The sequence below is a fragment of the Rossellomorea sp. FS2 genome, from assembly GCF_047915635.1.
GTDB lineage: Bacteria > Bacillota > Bacilli > Bacillales > Bacillaceae_B > Rossellomorea > Rossellomorea marisflavi_A.
In genome coordinates this window covers 411,637-427,280 of the sequence record NZ_JBLRVS010000001.1, presented here as the reverse complement: position 1 = coordinate 427,280, position 15,644 = coordinate 411,637, and the positions used below count along the sequence as shown (strand labels likewise).

Genomic DNA, 15,644 nt, shown 5'->3' with positions numbered 1-15,644 from the left:
AAATTCGTCTATCGCCGGCTCACCCGGCCTTGTACTAGTGTAGTCATAGAAGCGTCCAACGTCAATTCATTGAACGGTAATCAATTCTTTCAATCGCTCAAACGTCTTCTCTCCGATACCCGATATGTTCTTGATATCGTCCACAGACCTATAGGGCCCATTCTCCTCACGGTATTGAATGAAAGCAGCTGCCTTTGAAGGGCCGATTCCAGGGAGGGTCTGAATCTCTTCTGAGGTGGCAGAGTTGATGTTTACAAGTGCGGCTTCTCCTCCGCTCGTGCCCGAAGGAGAGCCCGGTGGAAGGGGACTCTCCACTTCACCTTTCTTCGGGACATAGACCATCATTTCGTCACTCACCTTCAAAGCTAGATTGACGGCATTCCGGTCGGCATCCTTCGTGAATCCGCCGGCCATCTCCACGACCCCATCGACTCTCTCATGGGGAGACAGTTCATAGAGACCGGGGCGCTCCACCTGCCCTTTGATGTCAACGAAGATCCTGTCATAAGTGGAGACCGTTTCAGCGGGTTGAGGAGCGTCGGTTTCAGGTTCTTTTGCTTCGATGGCGATGGGGGGTTCCTGTTGGGGTGGTGAAGGCTTGAAGAGAAGGAAGAGTGACAGGGCAACGGCACCTGCCAGGATGAAAAGGAGAGTCCGATATTTCTCAAAAACGTGTAGCAAGGGATCACCTCTTGTAGGGGGTATGGGTAGTTGTCTTACAGAGGGGAGATTGGAAGAATTGCTGTGGTACATGATTCATTCGACACCATCTGAGAAAATCCTTCTTTTTTCTTGGAATAAAAAAACCTGATGATGCGATGATCATCAGGCTTCCGTATTCTTTACGCACGTAAAGAAAATGCGTTCGCTTTCTTCTACAGGTGACTCATCCTTGTAATCTGCCGTGATTTCCTTCACGGTGAATCCCGCTTCTTCGAGCCACGCTTGATAGCGCTGAACCGGATACGTTCTTTGTTTATGAAGCTCTTCCACCCTCTCATAGAGGCCTGTCGCTTCCTCACGCACGAAGAATGTCAGTTCATGCTCGACGCTATGGGGATACTCACCTTTGAAGCTTTCCCAAATATACGAAACCTCTTCATCGGTCAACGTAAAGCTGGAATCCATGAAGATCTCATCCATCTTGAATAGAGAGTGGACATCAAACAGGAAAACACCATCCTGCTCAAGATGAGCATGGACGCTCTTGAAGGTATTCTTCACGCTCTCTTCGGTCTCCAGGTAGTTCAGGGAGTCACAAAAGATGGTCACTACATCATAGGACCCAAGTCCGTCAAGAGCGGCCATGTCCTGATTGAAGAGCGGAAGGGCGACGCCCCTGCGATCCGCCTTCTCCCGGGCGACCATGAGCATGTCTGAAGATAAGTCCACACCGGTGACTTCATAACCGGATTCAATGAGCTTCAAAGAAATTTCACCCGTTCCACAGGCAATATCAAGGACCCGTTTGCCACCGTTTCCATATCGTTCACCATGTGCCTGCACAAAATCCACCCATCCATCATATGGAACATCTTCCATCAGGTGATCATATATGTAGGCAAATCCTTCATAGCTCATGGGTCAGCTTTGTTCTACTTCCACCAATGAAGCATCTCCCCACAGGCGCTCAAGGTTGTAGTAGCCCCTCTCATCTTTGTGGAACACGTGGGCAACGACATCCCCAAGGTCGACAAGGATCCAGCGGGCCTGGTCGAATCCTTCCAGACGGCGTACCGTGTGGCCGTTTTCTTCAGCTGTATCCTTCAGTTCCCGGGCAATGGCCTGTACCTGTTTATCAGAGTTCCCGTGGCAGATAAGGAAGTAGTCCGCAATGAGGGAAACACCCTTCATATCAAGGACCACGATGTCTTCTGCACGTTTATCATCTGCGGCTTTGTAAGCCAATTCTACTAATGTCTGTTCCATATTAACTCCTCCTATCGAAGATCAATCCGTTATAAAATCTGAATGTATCCGGATGGATCGCCTGGTTCTTCTTCATTAAAAATGTCATGGTATTGCGCAGCGAAGCAATCAATGCTTCGTCAAGGGAGGTTTCTGCCATCTCCCTGACTTCCTCTACACCAGGGAACTGCCGGTTCGGCTCAATGTAATCGGCAAGGTAAACGACCTTATCAAGGACGGTCATCTCCCTCTTACCGGATGTATGATTCCGTATCGCCTCCAGCACTTCCTCATCATCGATGCCTACTTCTTTTTCAACAAGATAGGCGCCGACGGGTGCATGCCACAGCTCCGCGTTATAGTCCAGAAGCTCATCACCGAGGTGATGCGAGAGGATGATTTCCTTCATCTCGTCTTTATCCCTGAACTTGGCATAGTCGTGGAATATGGCGGCAATCTCTGCCTTTTTTACATCGGCCCCGTACTTTGCTGCGAGGTGGATGGCGGTTTCCATCACACCGCATGTGTGAATGTACCGATGTTCCGTTAAATGCTCTTTCACGATTAAAAGGGCTTCTTCCCTATTCATACAGTTTCTCCCCCTTTATCAATCGATAGACGTCATCGGGAACAAGATAGCGGAAGGACCGCTTCTCTTTCGCAAGGTTTCTGATCCTTGATGAAGAAATGTCGATGGCGGGAATCTCCAATGAAGTAATCTCATACGGACTGTCAGTGGAATACAGCGGACGGTTGACACCGATGAACGTGATGGTTGACAGTAGTTCATCAATCTCCTTCCACTTGGGAAGGTATTCGACCATATCCCCGCCTATGATGAAGGAAAATTCATGGTGAGGATGCTTTTCCCTCAGTAGCCGCATCGTTTCATACGTGTAGGAAGGACCCTCCCTCTCAAGCTCGATCGACTCGAGCCTGAAATGGGTATGCTCCTTGATTGCTTCCTTGATCATGGCCACGCGCTGGGCGGCCGTCACATGGCTTTCCATCACCTTATGGGGAGGGACCGCGTTCGGCATGAACCAGATTTCATCCAAACCAGATTGGTCCCTTACCTGTTCGGCCACGATGAGATGACCTATATGGGGCGGATTGAATGTGCCGCCCAGAATCCCGATCTTCATGTTCATCACGACCTTATCTTGGAAGGATTAACGTCTTGTTTTCTTTTGATTCTTTATAAAGGACGACCGTATGACCGATCAGCTGTACAAGCTCTGCCCTGGCTCCTTTTGAAAGGGCCTCGGCCACGTCGTGCTTGTCCATTTCACAGTTTTGAAGGATGCTTACTTTCAGCAGTTCCCTGGCTTCAAGTGCCTCTTCGATTTGGTTGATCATATTTTCATTCACTCCGCCCTTGCCGACCTGGAAGATCGGGTTCAAATGATGGGCTTGTGAGCGTAGATATCTTTTCTGTTTACCTGTTAACATGTTGACCTCCTAGTTGCTTTAAAACGATTTTTTTCATAGTTTCTGTGTCGGGGATGACCCCCGTCCACTTCTCAAACGCCAGTGCTCCCTGGTGAACGAACATTTCGAGTCCATTCTGCGTTTGAGCCCCAAGCTCCCGTGCCCGTTTCATGATGGCCGTTTCTAAGGGATTATAGATGATGTCACTGAACAAGGAGCCATCCTTCACCGAATCGAAGGCGAGCGGGGAGTGACCGACCTCCGGGCTCATCCCGATCGAAGTCGTCTGGATGATGATGTCATACCTGTTGACCGCTTCCCCCGCTTCATCCATGGGGATGTATGAGGAAGAGATGGCAAACGGGCAGGCTGCAATCATGTCAGCTGCCCTTGCTTCGGTCCGATTGGCGATGTCGATATGCGTCACGCCAATGGATGCGAGGCTGTAGAAGATGGCCTTGGCGGCACCTCCTGCTCCGAGCATCAAGACGGACTTGTTTGTCACATCGCCGACCAGTGCCTTCTGCAATCCTTCGACATATCCCGGTCCATCCGTATTATACCCTGTCAGCACCCCGTCATCGTTCACGATCGTGTTGACCGCACCGATGGCTTCCGCAAGGGGATCGATTCGATCAAGGAGCTCCATTACAGCTACTTTATGGGGCACGGTGATATTCACGCCGCGGATCCCGAGCGCCCTTATGCCTCCGATGGCCTGCGGAAGGGCATCCGGGGTGACGTGGAATTTCATATACGTGCCTTCGAGCCCAGCGTCATCCAGCGCTGCTTGATGCATGACCGGGGACATGGAATGGGCGATGGGGTCACCGATGACCCCGTATAAGTGATTCATGATTACCCCCCTAGATCAATGATTTTCTCAGGAAGACGCTGACCCCTTTCGGTACATGGGCCGCGATGGAAGCTCCCGGTTCGTTCACGGTGATCCAACCAAGTCCGGAAAACACGATATCGGTCTTCCCTTCCTTGATCTTGAATTCATGCTTCACAAGCTCTGGGAACGTATCCATATCCTCGATGCGGGGCGGCTGAAGCAGCTCACCTGCGTGATTTTTATAGAGTTCGTCCGCTTTTTCCACCTTCGTCCGGTGGATATTCAGCTCATTGGAGAAATAGCAGGTGAATGCCTGACGGTCTCCCTTCAGGAAATCGAAACGGGAAAGGCCGCCAAAGAATAACGTCTGCTCCGGATTCAACTGGAACGTCCTCGGCTTGATTTCCTTCTTCGGTGTGATGATCTTCAAATCACCTTTGTTCACATAGTGGGCCATCTGATGATGATTGATGATTCCCGGTGTATCGATCAGGTACTCATCATCCCCGAGTGGAATTTGGATCATATCCAAGGTTGTGCCCGGGAAATGCGATGTGGTGATGACGTCCTGTTCCCCTGAAACCTGCTTGATGATGCGGTTGATGAACGTGGATTTCCCTACGTTGGTACATCCGACCACATACACATCACGGCCTTCACGGTACTCTTCAACGGCCTGGATCGTTTCTTCGATTCCCTGGCCGCGTGAAGCACTCACCAATTTGACATCGACGGGCTTCAGACCGAGCTGTTTCGCTTCATGCTTCATCCACTGGGTCAGCTTTGAATGCTTGACCGATTTAGGAAGAAGATCCGCTTTATTCCCCACAAGGAGGATCGGATTCGAGCCGACAAAGCGGTGGAGCCCGGGAAGCCAGCTGCCGTTGAAATCAAAAATATCAACGACTTTGACGATCAATCCTTCTGAATCGCCTATTTCATTGAGGATCTTCAGGAAGTCGTCATCCGTAAGGGGAACGTCCTGCACCTCATTATAATGCTTCAGCTTGAAACAGCGCTGACAGATGACTTCATCCTTCTTCAAGGACGATGGGGGTGCATACCCCAATCCTTCCTTGTTTTCCGTCTGAATCTCGACTCCGCAGCCTATACATACAACTTGACTCACTTTTTATCCTCCCAACCGATCATGCCTTTTCGTTTGAAAAAGTTCATGATCCTTCTTTCGACCTTGCGATTGAACTTCGTCATAAATCCATCCGACTGGGCCACCGGGACCACGAGGATGGTGTGGAAACCACTCCGGTTCCCCCCCAGCACGTCCGTCAGGAGCTGATCGCCGATCACGACCGTCTCCTCTTTCCTTACGTCCATCTGCCTGATCGCCCGTTTGAATGCTCGTCCCATGGGCTTCCGTGCCTGGAAAATGAACGGGACACCGAGCGGATCGGCAAAAGAACCGACACGCATCCTGTTATTGTTGGAAACGATCGTCACAAGGATCCCGTGTTCCTGCATCTCCTTGAACCATTGAATGAGCTTAGGGGTGGCATTCGGGCGATCCCATTCGACCAGCGTATTGTCAAGGTCCGTGATGATTGCCTTGATTCCTTTTTCTTTCAGATCCTCCGGCCGGATCGCAAATATATCCTGTACCTGTTCATCAGGCAAAAATTGTTTTAACAAAGCAAACACCTCATATTTATAATCATTTGACATCTCGGGTCTTCCGCACACTTACTGTATAACAGATTAATGATAACCAATTTCCCCATGACTTTCAAAGTAAACCCGCATGTATTCGATGGAAAGGGAAAATATGTGAGGAAAATCAAATATTTTTCGACAAAATTCAACTTTGCTCTCGACTGTGGATAACGTTATACACATTATTCACTTACGAATCACCCAATATTTTACCAGTTGTATACAGGTTAACCACAAGATATCCACGGAGACATGTGGATAAAGGAACAGTTGTTCTGTCTTTTTAATTTTGGTAAAGTTTAGTTACAGCAAGAGCACGGTAGTAAAAGTATGGGAGGTGGAGTCATGAGGAAATTATCCGATGAATTGTTGATCGATTCCTATTATAAGGCCAGAGAATTAAATCTCAGCAAAGAATTCATTCGCCTCATCGAAATGGAAATTCACCGACGTTCCCTTACGAATAAAATCAAGGCTTCATCTTAATACGGATAAACGGGACGGATGCTCATCCGTCCCGTTTATTTTGACATGAAGCTACCCAAATGCTCCCCGACCCTTACTTCACGAGGGGCGGTATCCCCGTCGAAGGAGAAGCGCCCTTTTTCAAACAGAAGGATCACGGTGGACCCGAAGCTGAAGTAGGCGACTTCCTCGCCCTGGATCCATTCGTTCCGATCCACGACGTAATCGACACTGTTAACGAACATGGCCCCGACTTTGACAACGGCCATCCTTCCTCCGGGATGACGCAGCTCCGTGATGGACCGATAGTTCTTTGATAAGGTTTCCTTTCCGTACCGGAGGCCGAGTTCGTTGACGGGATAGGAGTGCTTTCCAAGCTCCCACCTGCCGATGACCTCTCCGTTTGCCGGACTGTGGATGCGATGGTAATTCGCAGGGCTCAGGTAAAATACGGCGAAGGATCCCCCCATATACGGTGCTGCTTTCTCATCAGAACCCAACATATCCAGGATGGAGTAAGGCTTGCCTTTCACCGTTACTTCGAGCTGATCCGTGATCACACCCGTTTCTGCCATGACACCATCCACGGGACTGACCACAGCGGCCTCCCCTGCCTGGATCGTCCGTGCGCCCGGTTTCAGCCTGCGGATGAAGAATTCATGAAGACTCGGATAGAGTTCGATGGACTGCTCCATTTCTTCCGTATTGATCCCGTAGGTTTTGGCAAACGAAGGAATCAGCTTCCTGCTTGCTTTTGATCGAACAAACCGACGGAGCAAAAAAGAGGACCACTTTTTATTCGTCAGTTCGATGCACAACCGGTAAAGAGATTGCTTCAACAACTTCCAACTCCTTTATCGTCAACAGGGATGGGCACAGCCCGAAAGTCCCAGACATTTGAAAAAAAGTACGATTTTTGAAAAACCCTTAACGTTCACAGTTTAATAAGTATATAATAAAACAATGTCATATACTATATCTTATATTATCTTTTTCTTTGAATAAGGAGTGAGGTTCATTGTTTCTCTCCGAAGCACTTGATCAAACCGTAAAAAAACTGAAAGCCCATGCAGCCAATTTCGTGACGCTGCTCAACCTGTCACTTGGCGGATTCGCCATCGTCTCCGTCCTGCATAACCAGCCTCACCAGGCCTTATTATTCATCTTCATCGCAGCCCTCACCGACCGTTTCGACGGGATGGTCGCCAGGAAGCTGAACGTCGAGTCAGACCTCGGGAAGCAGCTCGACTCCATGAGCGACATCGTTTCATTCGGAGTAGCCCCCGCTGTACTCATGTACTACGCAGCACTCCAGTCATTGGGCGTGGTCGGGGCTTTCTTCATGATTTTCTACATCGGATGCGGTGCCTACAGACTCGCCCGTTTCAACATCACAGAGAATGCCGGTTACTTCACGGGGCTTCCCATCACGGCCGCAGGCTGCCTTGTGACCTTGTCGTACCTGGCCATCCCCCATGTACCGGCAGGAATCATCCTGACGACGATGATCCTCATGTCACTCTTGATGGTCAGCCCTTTCACCATTAAAAAAGTGTAACACACATCATAAGAACGAAAGGATCCCCGGTTCACGTATGTATGAACCGGGGATCCTTTTTTATACGTATCATACCAGGGTGCATCCCCGCCTAAGGAGCACCGCGGCAGCCCCTATTGATCAACAGCAGCAGGTCGTATAGTACCACCAGCCTCCGAAAAGGAAAAGCAAGATCAACAGGATGACACCGAGGGCGAACAGATAGCCGCCTCCACCGTAGTAACCTGGATAGCCCGGTCCATAGCATGGATATCCGTACATGGGTTTCCCCCCTCCCGTTCTTCCTATAGGTAGTATATGTAGGTTGGGACGCATAGGTATAGGCGTTTGAAGAATTCCCTCACGCGATTTGGACACCCTTTCTTAACAAAAACACATCCATTGGCTGGCGAGCATATGGAATTCACCGGCACCCGATGAACGGGCAGGAGAACAGTATTTCTTTCTGGACCCGCTCTCCACGATAAGTAAGGTAGAGCGATAACCCTCCTCGCTCTACCCATCCATTATATAAATTCACTCAACAATAACCAGTAACAAGGATTCAGCGGAAGATTAGGCGGGACGGGGATAACGGCTGCATGATAACCGACGGTCACATCGGTTGGGTCAGTCGTTGCAGATGCCCATCCGGCAGCGAAGGTTTGATTGGTGATGGTATTACCCGTTGCGAAAATGTCCGTACTGCCCAGGTAGTAGACATCGATGCCGACAAGCCCTTTTCCTGCTGAATTTTGAACAGTGTTGCCATAGATAGCGATGAATTTAAAAACATTCAGATTCGGACCATTCAGCAAGACCGGGACGTTCCCTTCGCTAAAGGTTCTATTATTTATAATATACAAACCGAAATTATTTCCTATCGTTTCTTCCATATTGAGAAGATGTCTTAATTGGAAGGCCACCACTTGTTCATTATTTCTTACCACTAAGTCCCCTTTTAGTGTACCGGAACTGACTGCTATATTTGTGATAATAATAAAACTGCAATTGGAGTTTCCCGAACCGGATACGAACGTATTGCTATCAATAATACTCTGACCTGAAGTAGACGCAATACTGATATACCGATAGTTATTATTAAGGGCAGCAGCCGGGGCATAGGTGAAATCGCAATTTGTAATCTGGAACTCGGTAGCAATCAGGGTAATTCCGAACTCACATACAGAGAGTTCACAGTTATCGACATAAATTCCTGTAGCGAAGTTCCCCACCCGTATGATGGTTTCTGTAGACGCGATGGATGGGAAGTTTTGAACGATGGTCATTTCTCGGAAGATCACATTCGAAACCGTGACATTAAACATGGTTGTTACAGCGTTACTCGTCGTAATGACGGTCGTTAAACCTTTTCCCTGTCCCTCTATGGTTACCGACTTGTTTACAGGCAAGGTGGCCGTAATCGTAAAGGTTTCAGCGTCAAGTAGCAATCGATCCCCATTGACCGCTGCGGTTAAAGCCGCTTGTATCGTCGTATACAGCCGGGTCGACCCTACATTGAGGGTGTTCCCTGTAAAAGAAGGGACCGGCCTGTTTGCTGGAGGAACAGGCTCCTGCTCTTTATAATACAAATTCCCCGTAGAGATATCGATATAAAGGTCACCATCATTACCAATCGCACAGCTTGGTGCGCCAACACCTGTCAATACCGGAGTGCCGGCCGGCCCTTGTGGTCCCTGGGGTCCTGTCAGGCCTTGTGGACCCTGTAATCCCTGAAATCCCTGCGGTCCCTGTGGTCCATCCGATCCTTGTGTTCCTTGTGGTCCTGCAGGCCCTTGTGGACCCTGTGTCCCTGCAGGCCCTTGTGGACCCTGTGTCCCTGCAGGCCCTTGTGGACCCACTGCCCCTTGTGGACCCTCCGATCCTTGCGATCCCTGTGGTCCCTGTGGTCCCGGAGGTCCTGGTGGTCCCGGAGGTCCAGGAGGAGGAGGGTAAAAGTCACATCCCTGTGGCGGAAGTACTTTGTTCAAATCACACTGGTTTCGTTTGTTATTAAACACTCCATCACCTCTAAATACAATCTTTATGGTCATTGTATGTTGAGGATAATGGAATGCATGGACGAATGGACCAAGAGTTGTCTGATGACTGTCTTGTTCTATTTTTCTATCGTTGTGATTGGAGACATTGATGAGAATTATGCCTTCGGAAGGATGGCGATAGACAGTCGATCAAAATCTGTCACACCCCTGCATCACCTTCCTTATCCATCATAATAATCATACTAATTTTATCACGATCGTCCTATTACAATCTTTCCTTATATAAATCGCTCTCTTTAACTTCCTCTTTACAGGGCTAAGCGGCCTCACACTAAACCTTTCATATAAACCGTATGCTGTGGACCTTCTCATTCCTTATATCACCTTGTTCTCCCTTCCTTTCTTGCATGCCAGCATCATGCTGCTCATGATCAAATGGAATCCAAAACTTGTGTAAAGACTCCCCTTACTTCCAGAGGACATGCAAGAGACCCCGATCGCTAACATAGGTATGGGTATAGGCAAAAGTCCTTTTGGAGGTGGAACCATGTCTGGAGTTCTGACAGCGCTCGGCTATTTCGTGAAAGAATTGTTCTTCCTTGTTTCCTACGTAAAGAATAACGCCTTTCCACAACCGCTATCGGCAGCAGAGGAACGGAAATACTTACGGCTCATGGCAGAAGGGGATGAGCACGCGAGGAATATGCTGATCGAGCATAATCTTAGGCTCGTGGCACATATCGTGAAGAAGTTCGAAAACACCGGAGAAGACCCCGAAGACCTCATCTCCATCGGCACGATCGGGCTGATCAAGGCGATCGAGAGCTATTCCGAGGGTAAGGGAACGAAGCTTGCCACCTATGCGGCACGCTGTATCGAGAATGAGATCCTCATGCATCTCAGGGCCCTCAAGAAGACGAAAAAGGATATCTCCCTTCACGATCCGATCGGCCAGGATAAAGAAGGGAATGAAATCAGCCTCATCGATATCCTCAAATCGGAGGCCGACGATGTGATCGATACGATCCAGCTCAGCATGGAACTGGAGAAGGTCCGGAAATACATCTGCGTCCTGGATGATCGGGAGAAAGAGGTCATCGTCGGCCGTTTCGGACTCGACTTGAAAGAAGAGAAGACCCAGCGGGAGATCGCAAAAGAATTGAACATATCGAGGAGCTATGTGTCCCGGATCGAAAAGCGGGCGTTGATGAAGATGTTCCATGAGTTTTACCGGGAGGAGAAAGAGAAACGGGGAAAATGATCAATCTATAAGAAAAAGCCCGCCGGGATCGTCTGAATGACGGTCCCGGCGGGCTTTTCACTATTGTTGATTCAGAACTGGATTTTCGACCCCTTCTCCAGTCGCTGGATTTGCTCTTCCCCCGTTGCGGCGAGCTCTTTGAACTGGTTGATTGTTTCCCGCATCTGTGGAAGGGCTTCGCGCTTGTAGGTGGAGATCGAGTCCATTGCTTCAATGACATCGCTGAAGGCAGTCTTGAGGGTGTCGACGGAGATATTCGCTTCCATCGCCTGCTTCTGGATGGCGGTTCCCTGATCCTTCAGCATCTTGGAAGTCCCGGCGATGATCGTATTCGTCGTCGCGTTCAGTGCCTCGATCTTCTTGAGGACAATCTTTTGATTGTACAGGGCACTTGCAACAGTCACACCGATCCGGAGGGCGGAGATGGTGACCGTTTTCGCCCTGTCGACACCGCGGATGAGTTCCCGATTGTTCCTCACGACCATTTCATAGGCGATGATTCCCTGCTGATTGACGACGAGCATCGTGTTCAGGTCCATGACCCGCTGCCGGAGGGGGAACAGGATTTCCTCTTCGATGAACCTGACCCGATCTGGATCCTCCCCCTTTTCACGTGCCACCTCGACCTGTGCAGCGATGGAGGCATCCATGAGGGAGCCGAGTTCGATTTCCTTCTGAAGCACCTTGGTCAGATCCCTGAGGGCGTGCTGTTCGATTTCAAGGGTCGTATTGTCATTTTTCAGGACGTTCCTGCCCTTTTCCAGTGACTCGACGATATCGGATATGACGGTGTCGGCTTTCTGATACTTGGCGAAATAAGCGCGCATGGGATTGAACAGCTTCCCGAGGAGTCCCGCCTTGGCAAAATCGATCATGCTCGGATCGAGATCCTTGATTTCGATTTGAAGGTCGCTCAGCCCTTTGGCCACCTGTCCGCCTTCATCACCCGTCTTCGATAGATTGCCCACTGATACCTGCAGGAGGGCATTTTTGCTCGAAGACGATCGCAGGGTGTCCATCCCGAAAGAATCGATGGAAGCAAGGATTTCTTTTTTCTTCTCAAGGGAATCAAGATCGAGGTTCAGGACCGCCTGGACGTTCGCTTCCGCCGCTTCTTGAAGCTTCCTTACCTCCTCAGGCACGGGTTTGACCTCTTGTTCGATCACCTTTTTCACTTCTTCTTGTGTGGTCACACTCATGGAAAAGCTCATACAATCCCTCCTATAATTGGACGTTGAACAGATTTCGGATCTTATAGACGACGTCGTCGGTGTCGGCATTGATGCTGGCAGCCTCATTGATGGACGAAATGGTTTCGAGCGCCTTGAGGTCCGCATTATACCCGATTGTATACACCGGAATTTTGTACGCTTCGATCAGGGGGCGGACGGCTTTCAATGAATTCCCCTGATTCGTATCCCCGTCACTCAACACGAAGATGAGGGGGCGTGTATCCGGATTCTTTTCGAGCTCATCCTGGAGCATCTTCATGGCCACCACAATTCCGTCATAGGTGGCCGTACCGCCATTGGCCTGCAGGCTTTCCACAGCCCCGACGAATTCAGATTGCTGGTTCACATCGAATTTTTTGATCGGCATATTGATGGCTACATCATCCGAATAACTGACCAGACCGATCGAATTGTCTTTCCCAAGATACTTTTGTCCTTTAAGGAGGGACTCTTTCAGCTTGTTAAGGGATTCTCCGTCCATGCTCCCAGATACGTCCGCTACGAAAACGGCGGCAATCGACTGGGTGCCGTTCTTTTTTTCCTTCCAGATCTTCTGGGCGGAGGTGATCGTGCTTCCGTCCAGGGGCTTCATTTCGGACTGATACTCTTCCAAACCGTTGAAGCCGTCTTTTTTGGCAAGCTCCTTGTAACGGTCCTGCTTGGCGAATTGAGCGAACTCTTCCAGCACCTTGACCTTTTCTGCCGGGAGCTCCCCAAGGGCATATAACGGGTTGTCGTGCCGGACACCGAATGGCACGAATTCATAGGAATCCTTGAGGTCGGAGGCGTTTGTATAGGTCTGATATTCAAGAACGAATCCGTCCAGCATCCCTGACTTGGCCGCCTCCCTCATTTGCAGGGTCGTGGAGGCTGTGAACGGAACATTGGCCTGGAACGATTCAAATCCCTTCACGGCATCGTCACTCAGCACATTTTTATTATCGAAGGCATTAAGTCCGGTGATGAGGAAGTTCAATCCTGTGGAGCTTGCGAACGGATCGGTATACCCCATGGCGAATTCATCCTCGGTCATGGCTTCCAATATGGTCTTCGCATTCACGGCCCCGTACTTCTCTATGAGCTGATCATGTTTTTTCTTTGAGATCACGATGCCCGGCACATTCCCGACGAGGCGCTTTTCAATCAGGTTGGACTCCACTCCGGAGGCTTTGACCATTTCCCCCCACAGTTCATTGGAAGGAGCGAATGCGTCAGGAATGCTTTTCCCCGATGTGATGTACTCTGTCGCCGTTCCGGATGCAATACTGCGGATGGTGACCTGGCCCGAGGCGCCGGAGGCATTGAAGTCTTCAGCTACTTTATTCAGCCATCCTTCCTTCCCTTTCCCGGATTTTTCTGTAGAAGAGAAGATTTCGACCGTCGTATTCCCCTGCCCTTCTACGGTAAGGGGAAATTTTGAGATATCCGGAAGCTCCGAAGCTGCATCCGCCGGGTCGAGATCGATCTGGCCCTTGATCGGTTTTTCTTTCGTCACGTCGATTTTGCCGTACAGTTCATCCAGCTGTTTATCTGCACTTTCTGCTGTGATCTGCTTATCGGTTTTCCCTAGGTTGGAGGTGAGTTTGATCCCGAAGAAGACACCACCGAAGACCAACAGGACGATTAGACCGGAAACGAGCAGGAATTTTCCTTTTTTCATCATGCGTTTCCCCTTTTCTTTATGTTTTATAGAGCTTTGTCTGATTGATGAGGGAATGGATTTCCTTCATGCAGGCCATGTTGTCGATATCTTCGATGGTGACAGTATTGAGACGGGTGATTTCAAGCAGCAGCTTATCGAGATCGAGAATGATTTCTTCATTGATCTCGATCGCCTGTTTGATGAAGAACAAATACTCCCTGTACAGGGATGTCTTCTCGGCTAGGAGGGTTTGACTGAGGCGCGGATCTTTGGACCGGACGGATTTGTATTCCCGCTCATCAAAGGCACCTGCTTTGTTCAAGAGATTCCTTACGTTTTGGAAAAAGAGCTGTTCCACCTCAAGGACCGTTTGGCTGAATTTCCGGTGGCTCATTTCGCCTTGCTGGAACCGGTCATTGATTGCCTGCTGAAGGGAGGCTTTTTTCTGTTCCAGGCGGTCCACCTGCTCGATGGCATAGTGAAGATCTTCACGAAGCGACTTTTTCCCGAAGAATCTGGAGAGGGCTTCCTTGTATTCTTCATCTGAGGTAAGAGAGAGGATCTGGAGCGGTTCTTTTTCCTTGAAACGGAGAGCATACACTCCGTAAAGGACACCTATGGCGCTTGCCGTGAGGATCGATGCACCCAGCGCTGCTTCAAGGGCACCCCCCGTCAGGGCCAAGCCGATAAAGCCGGGGGAAAATACCACGATGTTTGTGACCATCACTCCTAGAATGAGGCCGGCGAGCTGAATCGATTTCTTCATCTTTGTCCCCTCCTTCGTTTCACTATTCGGAAAAATGAAAAAATAGCCCCTACTTACTATACTACTATTGGAAAATCCTTTCAATCACTTCATGCAAGTCCCTTCACAAAGTGAAGACGGGATGGAGGACACTGGAAGGATACCCCTTATCTGTCATACGGATGGTGGAGGTCTAAGGTTTCAAAATCATGAGGAGGATGATCGCGATGTTAAGTGCCTGCGTGAACCACACTTTTGGAAGGAATGATTCCATGCGGTTCCGGTATTCCTCCATAAAATAAGCTCCGGCTTCGTCGTGGAGCATATTCCATAAAGAAATAGCCGCCTTCCTAGACAGGACAGAAGATGAAAAGCGCATGGTGAAGAACAGGATCAGGGAAGCGATGACCCAGGACTCGAATGGATAACCGAGGCAAAGCATGCCCACACCGCTTCCCAAGAGGATCAGATCACTGTATTTCGCGAGTTTCCCCATCCGCCCAAGGAGCATGAGCACAGTCTTTGCCTCCGCCTCCGATCGGGGGTACCGGAGCAGGAACGGGAATAGGAACGTCTGTCCGAAACCAATGACAGCCGTGGCTACGTGGACGATCATGACGATTGAATACAAGCTTGCCATCCCTCCCCTTATGAACATAGACCTACTATATGCAGACCCCTCTGTCCTTTTCACCACATAAAAAAGGCGGCCCTTTCCCAAGGGGGCCGCATGCCATGTTTCATCTCTCATTTGTGTTATCTGCCACTTTTACCCCATAAAAAAAGAGGGCATCCGCCCCCTTACTCTGCACCGACTTCTGCCGTGATGATCAACCCGATCGCCACGGTCACCACCAGACCCATGATCATGGAAAACATGACGCAAAACTCCTTCCATTGCTACGTCCTTACGG

General features: G+C 49.6%; 20 protein-coding genes. 4 read left to right on the top strand and 16 right to left on the bottom strand.

The features are described 5' to 3' along the window. Window positions 1–66: 66 nt before the first annotated feature. From ACNA6I_RS02295 to ACNA6I_RS02255, 9 genes are all read right to left on the bottom strand, one after another. Window positions 67–681 (bottom strand): helix-hairpin-helix domain-containing protein, encoded by a 615-nt coding sequence (locus ACNA6I_RS02295; RefSeq protein ID WP_048016275.1) that lies wholly within the window; start codon window positions 679–681, stop codon window positions 67–69. A gap of 144 nt (window positions 682–825) precedes the next feature. Beyond that, window positions 826–1,581: a class I SAM-dependent DNA methyltransferase gene (locus tag ACNA6I_RS02290; protein WP_048006158.1), complete on the bottom strand. Its 756-nt coding sequence runs from the start codon at window positions 1,579–1,581 to the stop codon at window positions 826–828. A 3-nt stretch (window positions 1,582–1,584) separates the two neighbouring features. After that, window positions 1,585–1,929, bottom strand: a complete 345-nt coding sequence (rsfS, locus tag ACNA6I_RS02285) for a ribosome silencing factor (RefSeq protein ID WP_048006159.1) — start codon at window positions 1,927–1,929, stop codon at window positions 1,585–1,587. A 1-nt stretch (window position 1,930) separates the two neighbouring features. Then, window positions 1,931–2,497: a bis(5'-nucleosyl)-tetraphosphatase (symmetrical) YqeK gene (gene yqeK, locus ACNA6I_RS02280; RefSeq protein ID WP_048006160.1), complete on the bottom strand. Its 567-nt coding sequence runs from the start codon at window positions 2,495–2,497 to the stop codon at window positions 1,931–1,933. Next, window positions 2,490–3,059 carry a nicotinate-nucleotide adenylyltransferase gene (locus tag ACNA6I_RS02275; RefSeq protein WP_416312908.1) on the bottom strand — a complete coding sequence of 190 codons (570 nt, stop codon included), beginning with the start codon at window positions 3,057–3,059 and terminating at the stop codon, window positions 2,490–2,492. The genes yqeK and ACNA6I_RS02275 overlap by 8 nt, the downstream gene beginning before the upstream one ends. A 7-nt stretch (window positions 3,060–3,066) precedes the next feature. Further along, the gene (yhbY, locus tag ACNA6I_RS02270; protein WP_048006161.1) at window positions 3,067–3,360 is read right to left on the bottom strand and encodes a ribosome assembly RNA-binding protein YhbY; all 294 of its coding nucleotides are present in this window, start codon (window positions 3,358–3,360) and stop codon (window positions 3,067–3,069) included. Next, window positions 3,347–4,195, bottom strand: a complete 849-nt coding sequence (gene aroE, locus ACNA6I_RS02265) for a shikimate dehydrogenase (RefSeq protein ID WP_416312907.1) — start codon at window positions 4,193–4,195, stop codon at window positions 3,347–3,349. The genes yhbY and aroE overlap by 14 nt, the downstream gene beginning before the upstream one ends. Window positions 4,196–4,205: 10 nt before the next feature. Then, a complete protein-coding gene (yqeH, locus tag ACNA6I_RS02260) occupies window positions 4,206–5,306 on the bottom strand; it encodes a ribosome biogenesis GTPase YqeH (RefSeq protein WP_416312906.1) in 1,101 nt (366 codons plus the stop codon). Continuing rightward, complete coding sequence (locus tag ACNA6I_RS02255; RefSeq protein WP_048006164.1) at window positions 5,303–5,857, bottom strand: YqeG family HAD IIIA-type phosphatase; 555 nt, start codon at window positions 5,855–5,857, stop codon at window positions 5,303–5,305. Before ACNA6I_RS02255 ends, yqeH begins: the two co-directional genes overlap by 4 nt. Window positions 5,858–6,190: 333 nt before the next feature. On the opposite strand from ACNA6I_RS02255, the gene ACNA6I_RS02250 reads away from it, so the two are divergent. Continuing rightward, window positions 6,191–6,331, top strand: a complete 141-nt coding sequence (locus ACNA6I_RS02250; protein ID WP_048006165.1) for a sporulation histidine kinase inhibitor Sda — start codon at window positions 6,191–6,193, stop codon at window positions 6,329–6,331. A 35-nt stretch (window positions 6,332–6,366) separates the two neighbouring features. Here the strand turns inward: ACNA6I_RS02250 and ACNA6I_RS02245 are convergent, their stop codons facing one another. Further along, window positions 6,367–7,149, bottom strand: a complete 783-nt coding sequence (locus tag ACNA6I_RS02245; protein WP_048016291.1) for a phosphatidylserine decarboxylase — start codon at window positions 7,147–7,149, stop codon at window positions 6,367–6,369. Window positions 7,150–7,328: 179 nt separating this feature from the next. On the opposite strand from ACNA6I_RS02245, the gene pssA reads away from it, so the two are divergent. After that, window positions 7,329–7,868 (top strand): CDP-diacylglycerol--serine O-phosphatidyltransferase, encoded by a 540-nt coding sequence (pssA, locus tag ACNA6I_RS02240; RefSeq protein ID WP_048006166.1) that lies wholly within the window; start codon window positions 7,329–7,331, stop codon window positions 7,866–7,868. 120 nt (window positions 7,869–7,988) lie between these two features. Here pssA and ACNA6I_RS02235 read toward each other — a convergent pair whose 3' ends face one another. Further along, window positions 7,989–8,129, bottom strand: coding sequence for a hypothetical protein (locus ACNA6I_RS02235; RefSeq protein WP_162838944.1), 141 nt, complete (start codon window positions 8,127–8,129; stop codon window positions 7,989–7,991). A gap of 245 nt (window positions 8,130–8,374) precedes the next feature. After that, on the bottom strand, window positions 8,375–9,514 hold the full coding sequence (locus ACNA6I_RS02230) for a cell surface glycoprotein (RefSeq protein ID WP_249931617.1): 1,140 nt from the start codon (window positions 9,512–9,514) through the stop codon (window positions 8,375–8,377). On the opposite strand from ACNA6I_RS02230, the gene ACNA6I_RS02225 reads away from it, so the two are divergent. Both ACNA6I_RS02225 and sigK read left to right on the top strand, forming a co-directional pair. After that, window positions 9,496–9,864: a hypothetical protein gene (locus ACNA6I_RS02225; protein WP_416312905.1), complete on the top strand. Its 369-nt coding sequence runs from the start codon at window positions 9,496–9,498 to the stop codon at window positions 9,862–9,864. The two genes, ACNA6I_RS02230 and ACNA6I_RS02225, sit on opposite strands and share 19 nt — an antisense overlap. Before the next feature lie 533 nt (window positions 9,865–10,397). After that, window positions 10,398–11,111 (top strand): RNA polymerase sporulation sigma factor SigK, encoded by a 714-nt coding sequence (gene sigK, locus ACNA6I_RS02220; protein WP_048016280.1) that lies wholly within the window; start codon window positions 10,398–10,400, stop codon window positions 11,109–11,111. A gap of 71 nt (window positions 11,112–11,182) precedes the next feature. Here the strand turns inward: sigK and ACNA6I_RS02215 are convergent, their stop codons facing one another. From ACNA6I_RS02215 to ACNA6I_RS02200, 4 genes are all read right to left on the bottom strand, one after another. Beyond that, complete coding sequence (locus ACNA6I_RS02215) at window positions 11,183–12,322, bottom strand: toxic anion resistance protein (protein ID WP_416312904.1); 1,140 nt, start codon at window positions 12,320–12,322, stop codon at window positions 11,183–11,185. Window positions 12,323–12,332: 10 nt separating this feature from the next. Then, a complete protein-coding gene (locus ACNA6I_RS02210; RefSeq protein WP_048006171.1) occupies window positions 12,333–14,006 on the bottom strand; it encodes a vWA domain-containing protein in 1,674 nt (557 codons plus the stop codon). A 16-nt stretch (window positions 14,007–14,022) separates the two neighbouring features. After that, window positions 14,023–14,751 (bottom strand): hypothetical protein, encoded by a 729-nt coding sequence (locus tag ACNA6I_RS02205; protein WP_048016283.1) that lies wholly within the window; start codon window positions 14,749–14,751, stop codon window positions 14,023–14,025. Between the two features lie 172 nt (window positions 14,752–14,923). Beyond that, window positions 14,924–15,370 carry a DUF2269 family protein gene (locus ACNA6I_RS02200; RefSeq protein ID WP_231579103.1) on the bottom strand — a complete coding sequence of 149 codons (447 nt, stop codon included), beginning with the start codon at window positions 15,368–15,370 and terminating at the stop codon, window positions 14,924–14,926. Between the last annotated feature and the right edge of the window lie 274 nt (window positions 15,371–15,644).

Excerpts from the sequence above, each read along its gene's own strand:
- ACNA6I_RS02210 (WP_048006171.1), bottom strand. The coding sequence starts at position 14,006 with ATGATGAAAAAAGGAAAATTCCTGCTCGTTTCCGGTCTAATCGTCCTG.
- aroE (WP_416312907.1), bottom strand. The coding sequence starts at position 4,195 with ATGAATCACTTATACGGGGTCATCGGTGACCCCATCGCCCATTCCATG.
- sigK (WP_048016280.1), top strand. The coding sequence starts at position 10,398 with ATGTCTGGAGTTCTGACAGCGCTCGGCTATTTCGTGAAAGAATTGTTC.
- yhbY (WP_048006161.1), bottom strand. The coding sequence starts at position 3,360 with ATGTTAACAGGTAAACAGAAAAGATATCTACGCTCACAAGCCCATCAT.
- yqeK (WP_048006160.1), bottom strand. The coding sequence starts at position 2,497 with ATGAATAGGGAAGAAGCCCTTTTAATCGTGAAAGAGCATTTAACGGAA.
- ACNA6I_RS02205 (WP_048016283.1), bottom strand. The coding sequence starts at position 14,751 with ATGAAGAAATCGATTCAGCTCGCCGGCCTCATTCTAGGAGTGATGGTC.
- ACNA6I_RS02200 (WP_231579103.1), bottom strand. The coding sequence starts at position 15,370 with ATGGCAAGCTTGTATTCAATCGTCATGATCGTCCACGTAGCCACGGCT.
- ACNA6I_RS02275 (WP_416312908.1), bottom strand. The coding sequence starts at position 3,059 with ATGAACATGAAGATCGGGATTCTGGGCGGCACATTCAATCCGCCCCAT.
- ACNA6I_RS02255 (WP_048006164.1), bottom strand. The coding sequence starts at position 5,857 with ATGTCAAATGATTATAAATATGAGGTGTTTGCTTTGTTAAAACAATTT.
- ACNA6I_RS02215 (WP_416312904.1), bottom strand. The coding sequence starts at position 12,322 with ATGAGCTTTTCCATGAGTGTGACCACACAAGAAGAAGTGAAAAAGGTG.
- ACNA6I_RS02290 (WP_048006158.1), bottom strand. The coding sequence starts at position 1,581 with ATGAGCTATGAAGGATTTGCCTACATATATGATCACCTGATGGAAGAT.
- rsfS (WP_048006159.1), bottom strand. The coding sequence starts at position 1,929 with ATGGAACAGACATTAGTAGAATTGGCTTACAAAGCCGCAGATGATAAA.
- ACNA6I_RS02235 (WP_162838944.1), bottom strand. The coding sequence starts at position 8,129 with ATGTACGGATATCCATGCTATGGACCGGGCTATCCAGGTTACTACGGT.
- ACNA6I_RS02250 (WP_048006165.1), top strand. The coding sequence starts at position 6,191 with ATGAGGAAATTATCCGATGAATTGTTGATCGATTCCTATTATAAGGCC.